Genomic DNA, 14482 nt, shown 5'->3' with positions numbered 1-14482 from the left:
GCGCTTATCCCTTTTTCGGTGGCTCGGCGGTCGAGGTCTCGCCACGGGTCACTTCGCGATACCACAACTCATGGTGTTTGCGCGCCCAGGCGCGGCTGACCCAGCCATGCAGCATGGCCCCGACCGAGCCCTTGATCCAGATGCCGGCGTAGATGTGCACGATGATGCTCAGCACCAGCACGAACGCCGCCAGCGCATGGAGCACGACCGCCAGGCGAATGCTGCCAATGCCGAAGTACTGGCTGAAATACGCGCGCCAGATCACCACCCCGCTGAACAGCAGGACCAGCATGCAGGCCAGCAGCGTCCAGAACAGCAGCTTCTGCCCGGGGTTGTACTTGCCGATCGGCGGTACACCCTCCTCCTCGTTGCGGATCACCCGATCCACCCGCTTGAGCCACAGGCGATCGTTGGCGATAAAGACGTTGGCCCGCCAGAAACGGATCACCAGCCCAAGGAACAGCACGAACATCAGCAGACCCATGAACGGATGCAGGATGCGGGTCCAGGGCCCGCCGCCGAACAGCTGGCTGAGCCAGAACAGCGACGGATGGAACAGCGCCAGTCCCGACAGGCCGGCCATGAAGAACAGGATCGCCACCAGCCAGTGGTTGGTGCGCTGGCTGGCGGTATAACGCAGGATCGGCTTGTCGCTCATGGCCGTGGCTCCCCACCGGTTTTCGGATCGAACACATGCACGCCGGGGTCGACCTGGTGGACACCGTTATCCGTGGGCACCGGATGCTCGTCCTCCTCCACCCGTTGCGGGCCGATGCGCACGTAGTGGAAAAAGCCCGCCAGCACCGCCGCGCCCATCGCCAGCAGGCCCAGGGGCTTGCTGATGCCTTTCCACAACTCGACAAAGGGGCTGATGCTCGGCTGGTTGGGCAGGCCGGCGTACAGCGAGGGTTGGTCGGCGTGGTGCAGCACATACATCACATGGGTGCCACCGACACCGGCCGGGTCGTACAAGCCGGCCTGGTCGAAACCCCGGGACTTGAGGTCGACGATGCGCTCGGCGGCGTGCTCCTTCATGTCCTCCTTGCTGCCGAAGACAATCGCCCCGGTCGGGCAGGTTTTCACGCAGGCCGGTTCCAGCCCCACCGCCACCCGGTCCGAGCACAGCGTGCACTTGTACGCCTTGTGGTCCTTCTGCGAGATACGCGGAATGTCGAAGGGACAGCCGGTGATGCAGTAGCCGCAACCGATGCAATGGTCCTGGTCGAAGTCGACGATGCCGTTGGCGTGCTTGATGATCGCTCCCGGGCTGGGACAGGCCTTCAGGCAGCCGGGATCGGCGCAGTGCATGCAACCGTCCTTGCGGATCAGCCACTCCAGGTTGCCCGCGGCGTTTTCATGCTCGGTGAAACGCATCAGGGTCCAGCTTTCGGCACTCAGGTCCTGGGGGTTGTCGTAGGTGCCGTGGTTATGGCCGACCTCGTCGCGCAGCTCGTTCCATTCCGAACACGCCACCTGGCAGGCCTTGCAGCCGATGCACTTGGTGGTGTCGATCAGTTTGGCCACTTCTTCCTGCTGGCGCACGGAGGGCGGTAACGTGGTGGTCGCCGAACGGGCAATGATGTCTTGGCTGGCCATCAGATTTTCTCCACGTTGACCAGGAACGACTTGGATTCCGGGGTCTGTGTATTACCGTCGCCAAGGAACGGCACCAAGGTGTTGGTCAGGTAGCCGTGCCGCGCCACTCCGGTGAATCCCCAATGCAGCGGGATGCCGATATGGTGCACGACCTGGTTGTTGACCTGCAGCGGACGAATCCGCTTGGTCACCACCGCCACGGCTTCGATATGCCCGCGCTTGGAGCTGACCCGCACCCGGTCGCCGGCGACGATGCCCTTCTCCTTGGCCAGCACTTCGCCGATCTCGACGAACTGCTCCGGCTGGGCAATGGCGCTGAGCTTGCAGTGCTTGGTCCAGAAGTGGAAATGCTCGGTCAGCCGGTAGCTGGTGGCGGCATAGGGGAAGTCCTTGGCCTGCCCCAGCGAGTCCCAGACCGAGTCGAAGATCCGCGCCGCCGGGTTGCTGGTGGCCTTCTTGTTGTCCGGGTGCAGCGGGTTGATGCCGATGGGGGTTTCGAACGGCTCGTAGTGTTCCGGGAACGGTCCTTCGGCCATCTTGTCGACGGCAAAGAAGCGCGCCACGCCCTCGGGGTTCATGATGAACGGGTTCATCCCGGCTTCCGGCGGCACATCGGGCTTGTAGTCGGGCACGTCGGTACCGACCCAGGCCTTGCCGTTCCACCACACCAGGCGTTTATCCGGCGACCAGGGCTTGCCCTGGGGGTCGCTGGACGCGCGGTTGTAGAGGATGCGCCGGTTCATCGGCCAGGCCCAGGCCCAACCCAGGTTCTGTTTCATGCCGTAGGGGTCGCTGTTGTCGCGCCGGGCCATCTGGTTGCCCTGCTCGGTCCAGCTGCCGCAGAAGATCCAGCAGCCCGAGGCGGTGCTGCCGTCGTCCTTGAGCTGGGCGAACCCGGCCAGTTGCTGGCCGGCCTTGATCGCAGTCCCCGTGGCGTCGGTGAAATCCGTGCTGGCGTAGCCGTTGAATTCCCGGGCTAGTTCCTCCGGCGACGGTTCGGCGGCGATCTTGTAGGGCCAGCTGAGCTTGAGGATCGGCTCGGCGAAGGCTCCGCCACTGGCCTGGTAACGCCGGCGAAGACGCAGGAACAGCTCGCTCATGATCTTCACATCGGTGCGGGCTTCCCCCGGCCCCTCGGCGCCTTTCCAGTGCCATTGCAGCCAGCGGCTGCTGTTGGTCAGCGAACCGTCCTCCTCGGCGAAGCAGGTGGTGGGCAGGCGGATGACTTCGGTCTGGATGCCGGCGGTGTCGACATCGTTGAACGGCCCGGCATTGCGCCAGAACTCCGAGGTCTCGGTGGCCAGTGGGTCCATCACCACCAACCACTTGAGTTTGCCCAGCGCTGCGGTGACCCGGTTCTTGTCGGGCAACGCGGCAATCGGGTTGAAGCCCTGGCAGATATAGCCGTTGACCTGGCCTTTGCCCATCCGATCGAACATGCGCAGGATGTCGTAGCCCGGGTTGTCGAGCTTGGGCAGCCAGTCATAGCCCCAGTGGTTCTCGGCCGTGGCGTTGGCGCCGTACCAGGCTTTCATCAGACTGACATGGAACTTGCCGTAGTTCTGCCAGTAGGACAGCTGGCCCGGACGCAGGGGCTTGAGGGTGCGCTTGGCGATATAGGCGTCGTAGTCCTGTTCGGCATCGGACGCCAGGGTCAGGTAGCCGGGCAGCGAGTTGGACAACAGCCCGAGGTCGGTCAACCCCTGGATGTTGGAGTGACCGCGCAAGGCATTGACCCCGCCGCCAGGCATGCCGACGTTGCCCAGCAACAGCTGGACCATGGCGGCGCTGCGAATCATCTGCGAACCGACGGAGTGCTGGGTCCAGCCTAAGGCATAGAGGATCGTCATGGTCTTGCCCGGTTGCGAGCAGGTGGCGATCTCGTCCCAGATCTTGCGCAGGGCATCCTGGGGCATGCCGCAGGTCTGACTCACCAGCGCCTGGGTGTAGCGGCTGTAGTGCTGTTTCATCAACTGATAGACGCAGCGCTCGTGCTGCAGGCTCGGGTCGACCTTGGCGAAACCGTCCTCGCCCAGCTCATAGCCCCAGGAGGACTTGTCGGTGTAGGTGCGGCTGGCCGCATCGTAGCCGCTGAACAGCCCGTCCTCGAAGCCGAAGCCGGCCTTGACGATAAACGACACGTCGGTGTAGTTGCGCACGTATTCGTGCTGGATCTTGTCCTCGCTCAGCAGGAAGTTGATCAGCCCGCCCATGAAGGCGATGTCGGTGCCGGTTCGGATCGGCGCGTAGTAGTCGGCCACCGAGGCGGTCCGGGTGAAACGCGGGTCGACCACGATCAGCCGTGCCTGATTGTGGGCCTTGGCTTCGGTCACCCATTTGAAACCGCAGGGGTGCGCTTCAGCGGCATTGCCGCCCATCACCAGGATCAGATTCGCGTTGGCGATATCGGTCCAGGTGTTGGTCATGGCTCCACGGCCGTACGTCGGGGCAAGACTTGCCACCGTCGGGCCATGTCAGACACGTGCCTGGTTGTCGAACCCCAGCATGCCCAGACTGCGAACGACCTTGTGGGTCAGGTAACCGGCTTCGTTGGACGCCGCCGAGGCGGCGAGAAAGCCGGTGGTCAGCCAGCGATTGACCGTCTGCCCCTGGGCGTTCTTCTCGACGAAGTTCGCATCGCGGTCGGCCTTGATCAGGTCGCTGACGCGGTCCAGCGCTTCATCCCAGGAAATCCGTGTCCATTCCCGGCTGCCCGGCTTGCGTACCTGCGGGTACTTGAGGCGGTCGGGACTGTGGATGAAGTCCAGCAGGCCCGCGCCTTTGGGGCACAGGGTGCCGCGATTGACCGGATGGTCGGCATCGCCTTCGATATGGATGATGTCCTGGGCCACATTCTTGGCGGTATCACCCTGGCTGTACATGATCAGCCCGCAACCGACCGAACAATAGGGGCAGGTGTTGCGGGTTTCATGGGTATGGGTGAGTTTGAAGTGGCGCACTTGCTCGGCGAAGGCGGGCGCCGGGGACATGCCCAGCGCGGCCAGGCTCGAGCCTCCAAGGCCGATGGCGGCGACCTTGAAGAACTGACGACGGTTGAGATCCATCGTGTACTCCCGATCAGATGAACGATCACGCTGGCGGCACGGTTGCCGTCAGTTTCACTCTAGCCAAGATTGGCGATTGTGCGCTGTGACCTGATCATCGGCCTCGGGATGACACGCCGGAGAACTATGGCCTGCCGGCCATCCTGGCCGTGATCGGCACGCCCTGCTGGCGAATCGAACGCTGGGTTTGCAGCACCCGCTCCAGCGCCTGCTCCGCGTCACGGTCCTGCATGGGCGCATGGATGGCCGCCGAGACCAGGCTGATCACCTTGGCCATGACTTCGGCATCCGTGGCCGGGCGCCCCAGGCTCATGGCCTGCATCAACACGCGCAGTTCGGTCCCGGCAATCACCCCGGAGATGGCCTTGAGGGCGAATTGCAGGCGTACCCCGACTTCGTTGCGCGGCATGTCCGGCAGCGCCAGGGCGAAGGCATTGAAGAAACGCTCGAAAACCGGTTGGTAATGTTCCTTCAGGTACTTCTGGATAAAGGGTGAGGTGTCGCTGTAGACGCGGCCCAGGAAGCGAATGAAGGAGCGGCTTTCATCGCCGTCGCCGCTGCGCTCGAGCCCCATCGCCGGGGCGAACAGGACCCCCAGCAGGGTCTCGCAGTCCAGCGGGCCGTCCGCCTGCTCTTCGCATCTGGCCAGCAGTTCCAGGCGCTGTTCGTTGAGTGGTCCCAGGCGCTGCATCAGCAAGGCGGTCATCAGGGAATCCTTGTCCCCGAAGTGGTAGTTCACCGCGGCCAGGTTGACCTGGGCGCGTTCGGTAATCTGGCGCAATAACACGGCGTCGTAGCCGTATTTGATAAACAGTGCCTCCGCGGCATCCAGCAATCGGGTCTTGGTGACATTGGGGGCACTGAGTTTCTTTGCGACCATATGTGAGGAGCCTTTGCAGGGTGAAAACCTGACCGGATGAACAGTGTTTTAAAAATAAATTTGATTTTTTATACCTACGAAAGTCCTTGAAAGCAAGCCTCTGCGCGGGGAAGCCAGCGCTTATCGGGTGTTTGAAAACCATTCTGTCTGGGCTGGAAGCGGGAACGACAGGCCTTCGCTTTTGCAGGTGGGTGGGCTGTTGATCGAGGTGGCTTTACCTACAATCAAAGAGGCATTCTGGAAAGCTCCTACATATATATCCGTAAATATGACGGCTATTAAAATCCGCTCATAACTAGCACCCAGCCACGCCTGCTTTAGACTAAACGAGTCGAGCTTTTTACCCTGTGTTCTCCTGGCGCAGTGCACACATTCTGTAGAGAACCCATCATGTCCAATGATGATTGCGACCCGCTCCGGCCTTCCATCATCGAGGCGCAGACTGCGCGACCGCTCGGGTCAAGTCCCGGTGATTGCGCCGCGCCAAATCCGGCACCCCCCTTGAACAAGTTGATGGCACTGCGCGATGCACTCGTGGCCCTCAAGGGGCCGCTATCCGACGAGCCCGGTTTTCGACGGGTGATCGAAAGCGTGCTGCTCAACAATGAGGTCCACGAACGGGTATTGGGCAAACGGGTTCGTGAGACGACTGCGGCGCCCTTCGGTCCTCGATTACCCTTGCAACGGCGCCTTGAGATCTACCCCCAGGGCCTGGGCGAAAGCCTTGACCAGCGGGCTGCGCGTCGTATTGTGGCGCAGGATCAGATTGAAGGCCGTGTGATAGCTGACCCGCTCCGGCATCAACGCCCGCAATAAGCCTTTGGCCACCAATGGTGCGGCATAGTGTTGTGGCAGGAAGCCGAGGAAACGACCGGTCTGGACCAGCATGGCGACGGCTTCCACCTGGGACGCCGAGGCGGAAAAACTGTCGTAGGTGACAAAGTCGAGCTTGTCACGATGGATCGCATAGCGGTGGTTGACGAACGCATGCTCACGCAGCACTTCCACGCTGTGATGCGCATCGTCCGCATCAAACAAGGGGTGCCCGACGCCGCAGTAAGCCTCGGAGCGCTCCTCATAGAGCGAGAAATAATCAAACTCTTCTCTTTTTTGATACACCGGTACTATTCCAGCGATATAACGCCCCTCCACCACGCCGCGCTCGATTTCATCAAGCTGGGCCGCGTGCAGGCGAAATCTTACTTTCGGCGACTCATCGTGAATTTTACGCAAGGCCGCAACTAACGGTGAATTAATGTCTGAAATAGTGTTGTCCACCACGCCGACACTAAGATCGCCGATCAATTCATTCTGGGCTGAACTAAGCCGATCCCGAAAGTTATCGACCGAGGTAAACAAGTCAATCGAGGCCTGATACACCAGGCTGCCCTCTTCGGTCAGGCAAAAGCCTTCCCGCCCCCGAGTACACAGGCGCATGCCAATGCGGATTTCCAGGTCGGAAATCTGCTTGCTGATGGCGGCAAGTCCCACATTCAGCTCATTCTGAGCCGCGCTGAAGCCTCCTGCCTCGACCACCGCCTTGAACACTTTGAGTAACTTGAAATCCAGTCCACTGAGGGCCAGGGGCGCTCGTTGTCCGGGTTTCGGCGGCGGGTTTCCAGAATTGGAAAGCTGGGTTTCCATCATGCTTATTGACCTCGAACTGCATATTCAACAGGCTTAGCTCCACTAGAAAAACGTCGCCGGTCAATAATAATGAACACAGAAAACCAGGCTTGGCAACCACCGCTGTTTTTTGCAAATCAGCCACAAGTCGCTGATTGCAAGCGTTTAAAAGCCATTCTTTTGTACTTGTAGGTGCCACCAGCGTCGAGCGGCTGCTTCTACAAGGATTCGTAACTGCCCTCCTGATAGCGCATGACCCTGCCCCTCCCCGGACGGCTGGCGGCGGTCGTGTGTCGAACCCTTCATCTGCGTGAGGAAAACAACAATGGCTCAAGCCACCGACCGTCTCTGGGGCGCCCGTTTCAAGAGCGGGCCGTCCGCCGCCCTGGCCGCCCTCTCCCGCTGCCCGGAACGCTATTTCCGCCTCACCCCCTATGATCTTGCCGGCTCCCGGGCCCATGCCCACGAATTGCAACGTGCCGGCCTGCTCGACGAGCAGGAGACCCGAGCCATGGTCGAGGCCCTGGAGCGTATCGGCGAAGACTTTCGCGCCGGTTGTGTCGCCCCGACCCAGGACGACGAGGACGTGCACACCTTCATCGAACGCCTGCTGACCGAGCGCCTCGGCGCCCTGGGCGGCAAGCTGCGCGCCGGACGTTCGCGCAACGACCAGACCGCCAATGACCTGCGCCTGTTCCTGCGTGACCACGTGCGCACCCTGGCGGTGGAAGTCCTGGCCCTGCAACAGGCGCTGGTCGATCAGGCCGAGCAGCATGTGCAGAGCATCTGCCCCGGCTTCACCCACCTGCAGCAGGCGCAACCGATCGTCTTCGCCCATCACCTGCTGGCCCATGCCCAGGCCATGTTGCGTGACGTCCAGCGCCTGGTGGACTGGGATGCCCGCACCGCCCTGTCGCCATTGGGGGCGGCGGCCATGGCCGGTTCGGCCATCGCTCGCCAGCCGCAGCAATCGGCCCGGGAGATGGGTTACCGCGGCGTCTGCGAGAACTCCATCGATGCGGTGGCCAGCCGCGATCATGTCGCCGAGTTCCTGTTCGTCGCCAGCATGCTCGGGATCAATATCTCGCGCCTGGCCGAAGAGTTCTGCCTGTGGTCGTCCCGGCAGTTCCGCTGGGTGGCGCTGGACGACGCCTACGCCACCGGCAGCTCGATCATGCCGCAGAAGAAAAACCCGGATATCGCCGAATTGGCGCGGGGCAAGGCCGGGCGCCTGATCGGCAACCTGACCGGGTTGCTCTCGACCCTCAAGTCCTTGCCGCTGTCCTATAACCGCGACCTGAGCGAGGACAAGAACGGTGTGCTCGACAGCGTCGACACCCTGCTGCTGGTGCTGCCGGCCATGGCCGGGATGGTCGCGACCATGACGGTCAACGTCGAGGAGCTGCGGCGTCAGGCACCCCTGGGCTTCACCCTGGCCACCGAAGTCGCCGACTGGCTGGCGGTGCGCGGTGTGCCGTTCAAGGAGGCCCATGAAATCACCGGTGCGCTGGTCAAGGCCTGTGAAGCCGGCGACCTCGAACTCTGGGAGGCGAGCCCGGCGCTACTGGCCGAGATCGATCCGCGGCTGACACCTGAAGTCCGCGACAGCCTGACCCTGGAAGCCGCCATCGCCGCTCGCAGCGGTTGGGGCGGTACCGCACCGGAGCAGGTTCGCGAACAGATTGCCCGGCTGAAGGTCGCGCTCGAAGCACAACGGCAATGGGCCGCCGAATACAACGGCCTGCGTCTTTCCTGAACGCCAGAAACAAAGACGGCGCCCCCGGCGCCGTGTACGGAGAAACACCATGAGTCAATCCCAGGCAGAACGCTTGCAAGCCGAGCGCAAACAGGCCGAGAACCAGTTCGATATCACCCAGTACGAACATGTACCGCGGCGCTATTACGGACGCATCCTCTTCGCCACCCTGATCGTCGTCGCCCTGGCCGGGCTGGTCCGGGCCTTTGCCCAGGGCCAGATCGAATGGTCCTATATCGGCCAGTTCCTGACCGCCAAGGCGATTCTCACCGGGCTGCTGAACACCATCATCATGGCGATCCTGGCCATGGTCCTGGGCGTGGTGTTCGGGGTGATCACGGCGATCATGCGCATGTCCGCCAACCCGATCCTGCGCTACGTGGCGATCACCTACACCTGGCTGTTCCGCGGCACGCCGTTGATTCTCCAGTTGCTGCTGTGGTTCAACCTGGCGCTGATCTTCCCGAGCATCGGGATTCCCGGGCTGTTCCAGCTCGACACCGTCAGCCTGATGACCCCGTTTGTCGCCGCCTTGCTGGGCCTGAGCATCAACCAGGGCGCCTACACCGCCGAGGTGGTGCGTGCCGGCCTGCTCTCGGTGGACACCGGCCAGTATGAAGCCGCCAAGTCCATCGGCATGCCACGCCTGCAGGCCCTGCGCCGGATCATCCTGCCCCAGGCCATGCGCATCATCATCCCGCCGGTGGGCAACGAGTTCATCGGCATGGTCAAGATGACCAGCCTGGCGAGCGTGATCCAGTACTCGGAACTGCTCTACAACGCCCAGAACATCTACTACGCCAACGCCCGGGTGATGGAGCTGCTGATCGTGGCCGGCATCTGGTACCTGGTCGCCGTCACCGTGCTGTCCTTCGGTCAGAGCCGCCTGGAACTGCGTTTTGCCCGCGGCGCCGGCAAGCGCTCGTAAGTGTCCTGGAGAATTCGAACATGAGAAGCATCATCAAGGCTGTCGGCCTGAACAAATACTACGACTCCTTCCACGCCCTGAAGGACGTCAACATCGAAGTCGAGCAAGGCGAAGTGCTGTGCATCATCGGCCCCTCCGGTTCCGGCAAGAGCACCCTGCTGCGCTGCGTCAACCAGCTGGAAAAGATCGACAAGGGCGGCCTCTGGGTCGACGGCGAACTGGTGGGCTACCGGATCGCCGGCAACAAGCTGCATGAGCTCAACGAAGCGCAGATCGCCCGCCAGCGCCTGGCCACCGGCATGGTGTTCCAGCGCTTCAACCTGTTTCCGCACATGACCGTGCTGGAAAACATCATCGAAGGCCCGGTCCAGGTGCTCAAGCGCTCGCCCAAGGAATCGGTCGAGGAGGCCCTGGAGTTGCTTGCCCGGGTCGGCCTGGCGCACAAGCGCGACAGCTATCCCATCGAGTTGTCCGGCGGCCAGCAGCAACGGGTGGCCATTGCCCGGGCCCTGGCGATGCGGCCCAAGCTGATGCTGTTCGATGAACCCACTTCGGCACTCGACCCGGAACTGGTCGCAGAGGTGCTGTCGGTGATGCGCGACCTGGCGCAGACCGGCATGACCATGATCGTCGTCACCCATGAACTGGGCTTCGCCCGCGAAGTCTCCAACCGCATGGTGTTCATGGACGGCGGCCAGATCGTGGAGGAAGGAAGCCCCGAAGAACTTCTAATAAACCCACAAAACCCGCGCACCCAAAGCTTCATTTCTGCCGTTCGAACCTAGGTTTCCCTGAACCTTCACAACATTCATAAGAGAACGTCCATGAAGAACTACGTTATCCCAGCTGTACTCGCCGGCCTGATGGCTTCCAGCTTCACTTGGGCCGCCGAATTGCCCGCCAGCATCAAGGCCAAGGGCGAAATCGTCGCGGCGATCATGCCCAACTACCCGCCGATGGACTTCAAGGACCCGGCCAACAACGAACTCACCGGTGTCGACTTCGACCTGGGTAACGCACTGGCCCAGCGCCTGGGCGTGAAAATGAAATGGCAGGAAACCTCCTTCGAACAGATGATCAACGCCCTGACCACCAAGCGCGTGGACATCGTGCTCTCGGGCATGACCGACACCGCCGAACGGCAGAAGGCGGTGGACTTCGTCGACTACTTCACCAGCGGTTCGCAGTTCTACACCCTGGTGAAGAACCAGGACATCAAGGAGATGACCGACATCTGCGGCAAGACTGTCGGTACCAGCCGTCGCACCACCTTCCCGGCGGAAATCGCCGCCTGGAGCAGTGCGCACTGCCCGGCCGACAAACCGATCAAGGTCATCGGCACCGAAGGTTCGGCCGACGCCCGCGCGCAGCTGCGCCAGAGCCGCATCAACGCTGCCGTGCAAGGCAGCGAGACCCTGCCATACCTCGCGAACCAGGAGAAGAACACCTTCAATATCATCGGCACACCGATGGTCGTGCAGTTCACCGGGATCGGCGTGAGCAAGGACAACCAGGCATTGCGTGATGCCGTCCAGGCCGCCCTGCAAAGCATGATCGCCGACGGCAGCTACCAGGCCATCCTGAAGAAATGGGACCTGTCGGTGGGTGCCGTCGACAGCATCGCCGTCAACAAGGGCCAGTAACCGGGAGCCGCCACTCATGTCCTCGACCCCGACCTGGCCGGATGGGCACAAAGCCTGCCTGGCCCTGGCATTCGACCTCGACGGCCCGACCGGTGACGCCATGCTCGATGGCTCGATCTGGCACAAGCCCGAGTACTTCGGTTTTGGCGGTTACGGCCCGTATCGGGCGTTGCCGCGCATTCTCGACCTGCTCGACGAGTTCCGCCTGCCGACCACCTTCTTCGTACCGGCCTGGGTCGTGGAAAACTGGCCCCGGCAATGCCAGGCGATTGTCGAACGCGGACATGAAGTGGCCTACCACGGCTACAAGCACGAATCCTTCTACGCCCTGACGCTGGAACAGCAGCGGGACGTGATGAACAAATGCCGCGAGGTGTTCTGGCAATACCTGAACATCCGTGCCGAGGGCTTTCGCACGCCTTCCGGCGACTGGCGTGCGGAGACCCCGGCGATGCTGGTGGACGCCGGCGTGACCTACTCCAGCAGCATGCGCGGTGACGACCGGCCCTACCTGGTGCAGGTGCCCGGGCATGCGCAACCGCTGGTGGAAATCCCCGGCCGCTGGGAAATGGACGACTACGCTTCCATCGCCTACACCCGCGAGCCGAACTTTCCCTCAGGGTTGGACCGCACCGCCAGCTATGCGCTGACCCTGGACAACTGGTGTCGCGAATTCGATGGCGCCGTCGATGAAGGGCTGTGCCTGACCACCCTGTTCCACCCCAAGATCACCGGCAAGCCGGGGCGCATCCTGTTGCTGGAGCGATTGTTCGAACATATGCGTGAGCGCGATGACGTCTGGTTTGCCACGTGCCGCGATGTCGCCCATTGGTGGCTCAAGGAGCATCATCATGGCTGAGTCCCAACGGCCCGTATTCAAGAGCCCATGGCCCGCGCCTTATCGCTGTGCGGTGGTGGTTACCGTGGATTACAACGATATCCATGGCATCCTCACCCAGGCCCCGGAGGTTGCCGGGCGCGACAAGAGCCTGTCGGTCTGGCGTTATGGCAGCCAGCGCGGGGTCGAGCGGCTGCTCGGCCTGTTCGACGAATTGGCCGTGCGCAGCAGTTGGTGCATCCCGGGCATCGTCGCCGAAGAGCAACCGGCCCACCTCCGTGCGATCCAGGCCGGTGGTCATGAAATCGCCTGTGCCGGCTACCGTCACCAGAACTTCGACAACCTGACCCTCGCCGAGCAGAAAGCCTCGCTCGCACAAGGCTGCCAGGCCCTGGCGGCACTGACGGGCGAGCGGCCGAAGGGTTTCCGGATTCCGGCCGGCAACTGGTTGCCGGGGTTCACCGAGGCCCTGCACGACGAGGGCATTCTCTGGTCGTCCTCCTGGCGCGGTGATGACCTGCCCTTCGCCCACCCGACGGCCCCGCAGGTCATCGAACTGCCGTTGCACTATGAGCTGGAGGACGAGCCCTACTTCGCCTTCAACCTCAGCCCGGCGGTGCCGCCGGCGCAGTCGCGGATCGCTTCCTACAGCCATACCCTGGGCAACCTGCAGATGGATTTCGCCGGGTTCCATCGGTTCGGGCTGTGCTACGTCCTGCGCCTGCACCCGGAAGTCATCGCCACGCCGGGGCGTATCGGCGTACTGCGTGAGCTGATCAAGGGTATCCAGCAACACGAGGACGCCTGGATTGCCACGGCCGGCGAAGTGGCCCGATGGTGGGACGACAACGGTCACGCCATGACGGCGGACCATCCGGCGGCCGTCTATGAGCGCCACTACCGCCAGTACCTGCCGTGACCCGGTGAAACACAGAGACGTTTTCAAAACAAGGACATAAGCACCACCGTGGCCATCTACTCCCTCGTTATCCGCCGGCTGATGATCTGCTCCGTGACCATCGTCGTCAGCCGTGCCATCACCAGCCCCCTGCTGGCCCTGTTCCTCAGCAGGAAACTCGGGCTGAACCAGCAGGATGTCGGCCTGCTGATGGGGATCGCGGTGTTTATCGCCACCCTGCTCTCGCTGTACGGCGGCTACATCATCGACCGCCTGGAAAAACGCCGGCTGATGATCCTGGCGATGCTCTCCAGCGGCGTCGGTTTCACCTTGCTGACCTTCGCCCACGACCTGTACCTGACCACCCTGACCCTGGTGATCACCGAAACCGCGTCGGCGCTGTTTCTGATCGGTTCCAAGGCCATCATCAGCGAGAACCTGCCCATCGAGCAGCGAGCCAAGGTCTTCTCCCTGCGCTACACCTTGACCAACATCGGCTACGCCACTGGCCCCATGCTCGGCGTGGTGATTGCCGGGGTGCAACCCCTGGCCCCTTTCCTGATCGCCGCGAGCATCGCTTTTTGCAGTATTTTCCTGATGCTCGGTATCGCGCCAACCGCCCAGGCGCTGCCCGGCAAGCCGCAAAGCTTCATCAACACCCTGGTGACGCTGCGCAACGACCGGACCCTGATCCTGTTCACCTGTGGCAGTCTGCTGAGCACCATCGTCCATGGCCGCTACACCCTGTACCTGTCGCAGTTCCTGCTGGTGACCCACAGCAGCCAGGACGCCCTGACCACCTTGTCGGCGATCCTGGCCTGCAACGCCATCAGCGTGATCCTGCTGCAATACCAGATCGGCCGTTTTCTCAAGCGCGAGCAGCTGCGCTACTGGATCGCCATCGGCACCAGCCTGTTCATCGTCGGGCTGATCGGCTTCAGTCTTGCGCAAAACCTGGTGACCTGGTGCGTGGCCATGTTCATCTTCACCCTCGGGGAGATGATCATCTATCCGTCCGAATACCTGTTCGTCGACACTATCGCCCCGGAAGCGCTGCGTGGCAGTTACCTGGGCGCGCAGAACCTGGCCGCCCTGGGCGGTGCGTTGAGTCCGGTGATCTGCGGCTACCTGCTGATTCACACGGTGCCGGCGACGATGTTCTACGCCCTGAGCGGCCTCACGGCCGTTGGCGGCAGCCTGTGCTTCCTGGCTGGGCGCGGCGTGCGTTCACTGCAGAAGTGATGTCTGTGCA

The 14482-nt window shown here is 62.5% G+C and carries 12 protein-coding genes and 1 pseudogene; 8 read left to right on the top strand and 5 right to left on the bottom strand.

Translation table 11 applies throughout. The annotated features are described in order from the left end of the window. Positions 1-4: 4 nt before the first annotated feature. From NUH87_RS02415 to NUH87_RS02400, 4 genes are all read right to left on the bottom strand, one after another. Positions 5-658, bottom strand: a complete 654-nt coding sequence (locus NUH87_RS02415) for a formate dehydrogenase subunit gamma (protein ID WP_338524552.1) — start codon at positions 656-658, stop codon at positions 5-7. Beyond that, on the bottom strand, positions 655-1596 hold the full coding sequence (gene fdxH, locus NUH87_RS02410; protein ID WP_338524551.1) for a formate dehydrogenase subunit beta: 942 nt from the start codon (positions 1594-1596) through the stop codon (positions 655-657). Before fdxH ends, NUH87_RS02415 begins: the two co-directional genes overlap by 4 nt. After that, on the bottom strand, positions 1596-4661 hold the full coding sequence (gene fdnG / locus NUH87_RS02405) for a formate dehydrogenase-N subunit alpha (RefSeq protein ID WP_338524550.1): 3066 nt from the start codon (positions 4659-4661) through the stop codon (positions 1596-1598). Before fdnG ends, fdxH begins: the two co-directional genes overlap by 1 nt. Before the next feature lie 124 nt (positions 4662-4785). Then, entirely contained in the window at positions 4786-5541 is a 756-nt protein-coding gene (locus tag NUH87_RS02400; protein ID WP_338524549.1) for a TetR/AcrR family transcriptional regulator, read from the bottom strand. A 495-nt stretch (positions 5542-6036) separates the two neighbouring features. Here NUH87_RS02400 and NUH87_RS02395 point away from each other — a divergent pair. Then, positions 6037-6174: pseudogene (locus tag NUH87_RS02395) on the top strand (type VI secretion system contractile sheath small subunit); the annotation flags it as partial. Positions 6175-6213: 39 nt separating this feature from the next. On the opposite strand, the gene NUH87_RS02390 reads toward NUH87_RS02395, so the two are convergent. Continuing rightward, entirely contained in the window at positions 6214-7185 is a 972-nt protein-coding gene (locus tag NUH87_RS02390) for a LysR family transcriptional regulator (protein ID WP_338527057.1), read from the bottom strand. Positions 7186-7492: 307 nt separating this feature from the next. Here NUH87_RS02390 and argH point away from each other — a divergent pair, with 307 nt between their 5' ends. From argH to NUH87_RS02355, 7 genes are read left to right on the top strand one after another with little or no spacing between them, the layout of a single operon-like run. Further along, positions 7493-8923 carry an argininosuccinate lyase gene (gene argH / locus NUH87_RS02385; protein ID WP_338524548.1) on the top strand — a complete coding sequence of 477 codons (1431 nt, stop codon included), beginning with the start codon at positions 7493-7495 and terminating at the stop codon, positions 8921-8923. 49 nt (positions 8924-8972) lie between these two features. Continuing rightward, the gene (locus NUH87_RS02380; protein WP_338524546.1) at positions 8973-9851 is read left to right on the top strand and encodes an amino acid ABC transporter permease; all 879 of its coding nucleotides are present in this window, start codon (positions 8973-8975) and stop codon (positions 9849-9851) included. Between the two features lie 20 nt (positions 9852-9871). After that, positions 9872-10636 carry an amino acid ABC transporter ATP-binding protein gene (locus tag NUH87_RS02375; RefSeq protein WP_040067236.1) on the top strand — a complete coding sequence of 255 codons (765 nt, stop codon included), beginning with the start codon at positions 9872-9874 and terminating at the stop codon, positions 10634-10636. A gap of 39 nt (positions 10637-10675) precedes the next feature. After that, positions 10676-11494: an ABC transporter substrate-binding protein gene (locus NUH87_RS02370; protein ID WP_338524545.1), complete on the top strand. Its 819-nt coding sequence runs from the start codon at positions 10676-10678 to the stop codon at positions 11492-11494. Between the two features lie 16 nt (positions 11495-11510). After that, positions 11511-12353, top strand: a complete 843-nt coding sequence (locus tag NUH87_RS02365) for a polysaccharide deacetylase (RefSeq protein WP_338524544.1) — start codon at positions 11511-11513, stop codon at positions 12351-12353. Beyond that, positions 12346-13251 (top strand): polysaccharide deacetylase, encoded by a 906-nt coding sequence (locus tag NUH87_RS02360; RefSeq protein WP_338524543.1) that lies wholly within the window; start codon positions 12346-12348, stop codon positions 13249-13251. The genes NUH87_RS02365 and NUH87_RS02360 overlap by 8 nt, the downstream gene beginning before the upstream one ends. A gap of 48 nt (positions 13252-13299) precedes the next feature. After that, the gene (locus tag NUH87_RS02355; protein WP_338524542.1) at positions 13300-14472 is read left to right on the top strand and encodes an MFS transporter; all 1173 of its coding nucleotides are present in this window, start codon (positions 13300-13302) and stop codon (positions 14470-14472) included. Positions 14473-14482: the final 10 nt, after the last annotated feature.

The organism is Pseudomonas batumici (assembly GCF_036585405.1).
In the GTDB taxonomy this organism is placed as follows: domain Bacteria; phylum Pseudomonadota; class Gammaproteobacteria; order Pseudomonadales; family Pseudomonadaceae; genus Aquipseudomonas; species Aquipseudomonas batumici.
This window is presented reverse-complemented; position numbering and strand designations above follow the sequence as displayed.

Bases quoted from the DNA above. Each gene is read 5' to 3' on its own strand.
- fdxH (WP_338524551.1), bottom strand. From the start codon at position 1,596: ATGGCCAGCCAAGACATCATTGCCCGTTCGGCGACCACCACGTTACCG.
- NUH87_RS02380 (WP_338524546.1), top strand. From the start codon at position 8,973: ATGAGTCAATCCCAGGCAGAACGCTTGCAAGCCGAGCGCAAACAGGCC.
- NUH87_RS02370 (WP_338524545.1), top strand. From the start codon at position 10,676: ATGAAGAACTACGTTATCCCAGCTGTACTCGCCGGCCTGATGGCTTCC.
- NUH87_RS02375 (WP_040067236.1), top strand. From the start codon at position 9,872: ATGAGAAGCATCATCAAGGCTGTCGGCCTGAACAAATACTACGACTCC.
- argH (WP_338524548.1), top strand. From the start codon at position 7,493: ATGGCTCAAGCCACCGACCGTCTCTGGGGCGCCCGTTTCAAGAGCGGG.
- NUH87_RS02360 (WP_338524543.1), top strand. From the start codon at position 12,346: ATGGCTGAGTCCCAACGGCCCGTATTCAAGAGCCCATGGCCCGCGCCT.
- NUH87_RS02415 (WP_338524552.1), bottom strand. From the start codon at position 658: ATGAGCGACAAGCCGATCCTGCGTTATACCGCCAGCCAGCGCACCAAC.
- NUH87_RS02365 (WP_338524544.1), top strand. From the start codon at position 11,511: ATGTCCTCGACCCCGACCTGGCCGGATGGGCACAAAGCCTGCCTGGCC.
- NUH87_RS02400 (WP_338524549.1), bottom strand. From the start codon at position 5,541: ATGGTCGCAAAGAAACTCAGTGCCCCCAATGTCACCAAGACCCGATTG.
- NUH87_RS02390 (WP_338527057.1), bottom strand. From the start codon at position 7,185: ATGGAAACCCAGCTTTCCAATTCTGGAAACCCGCCGCCGAAACCCGGA.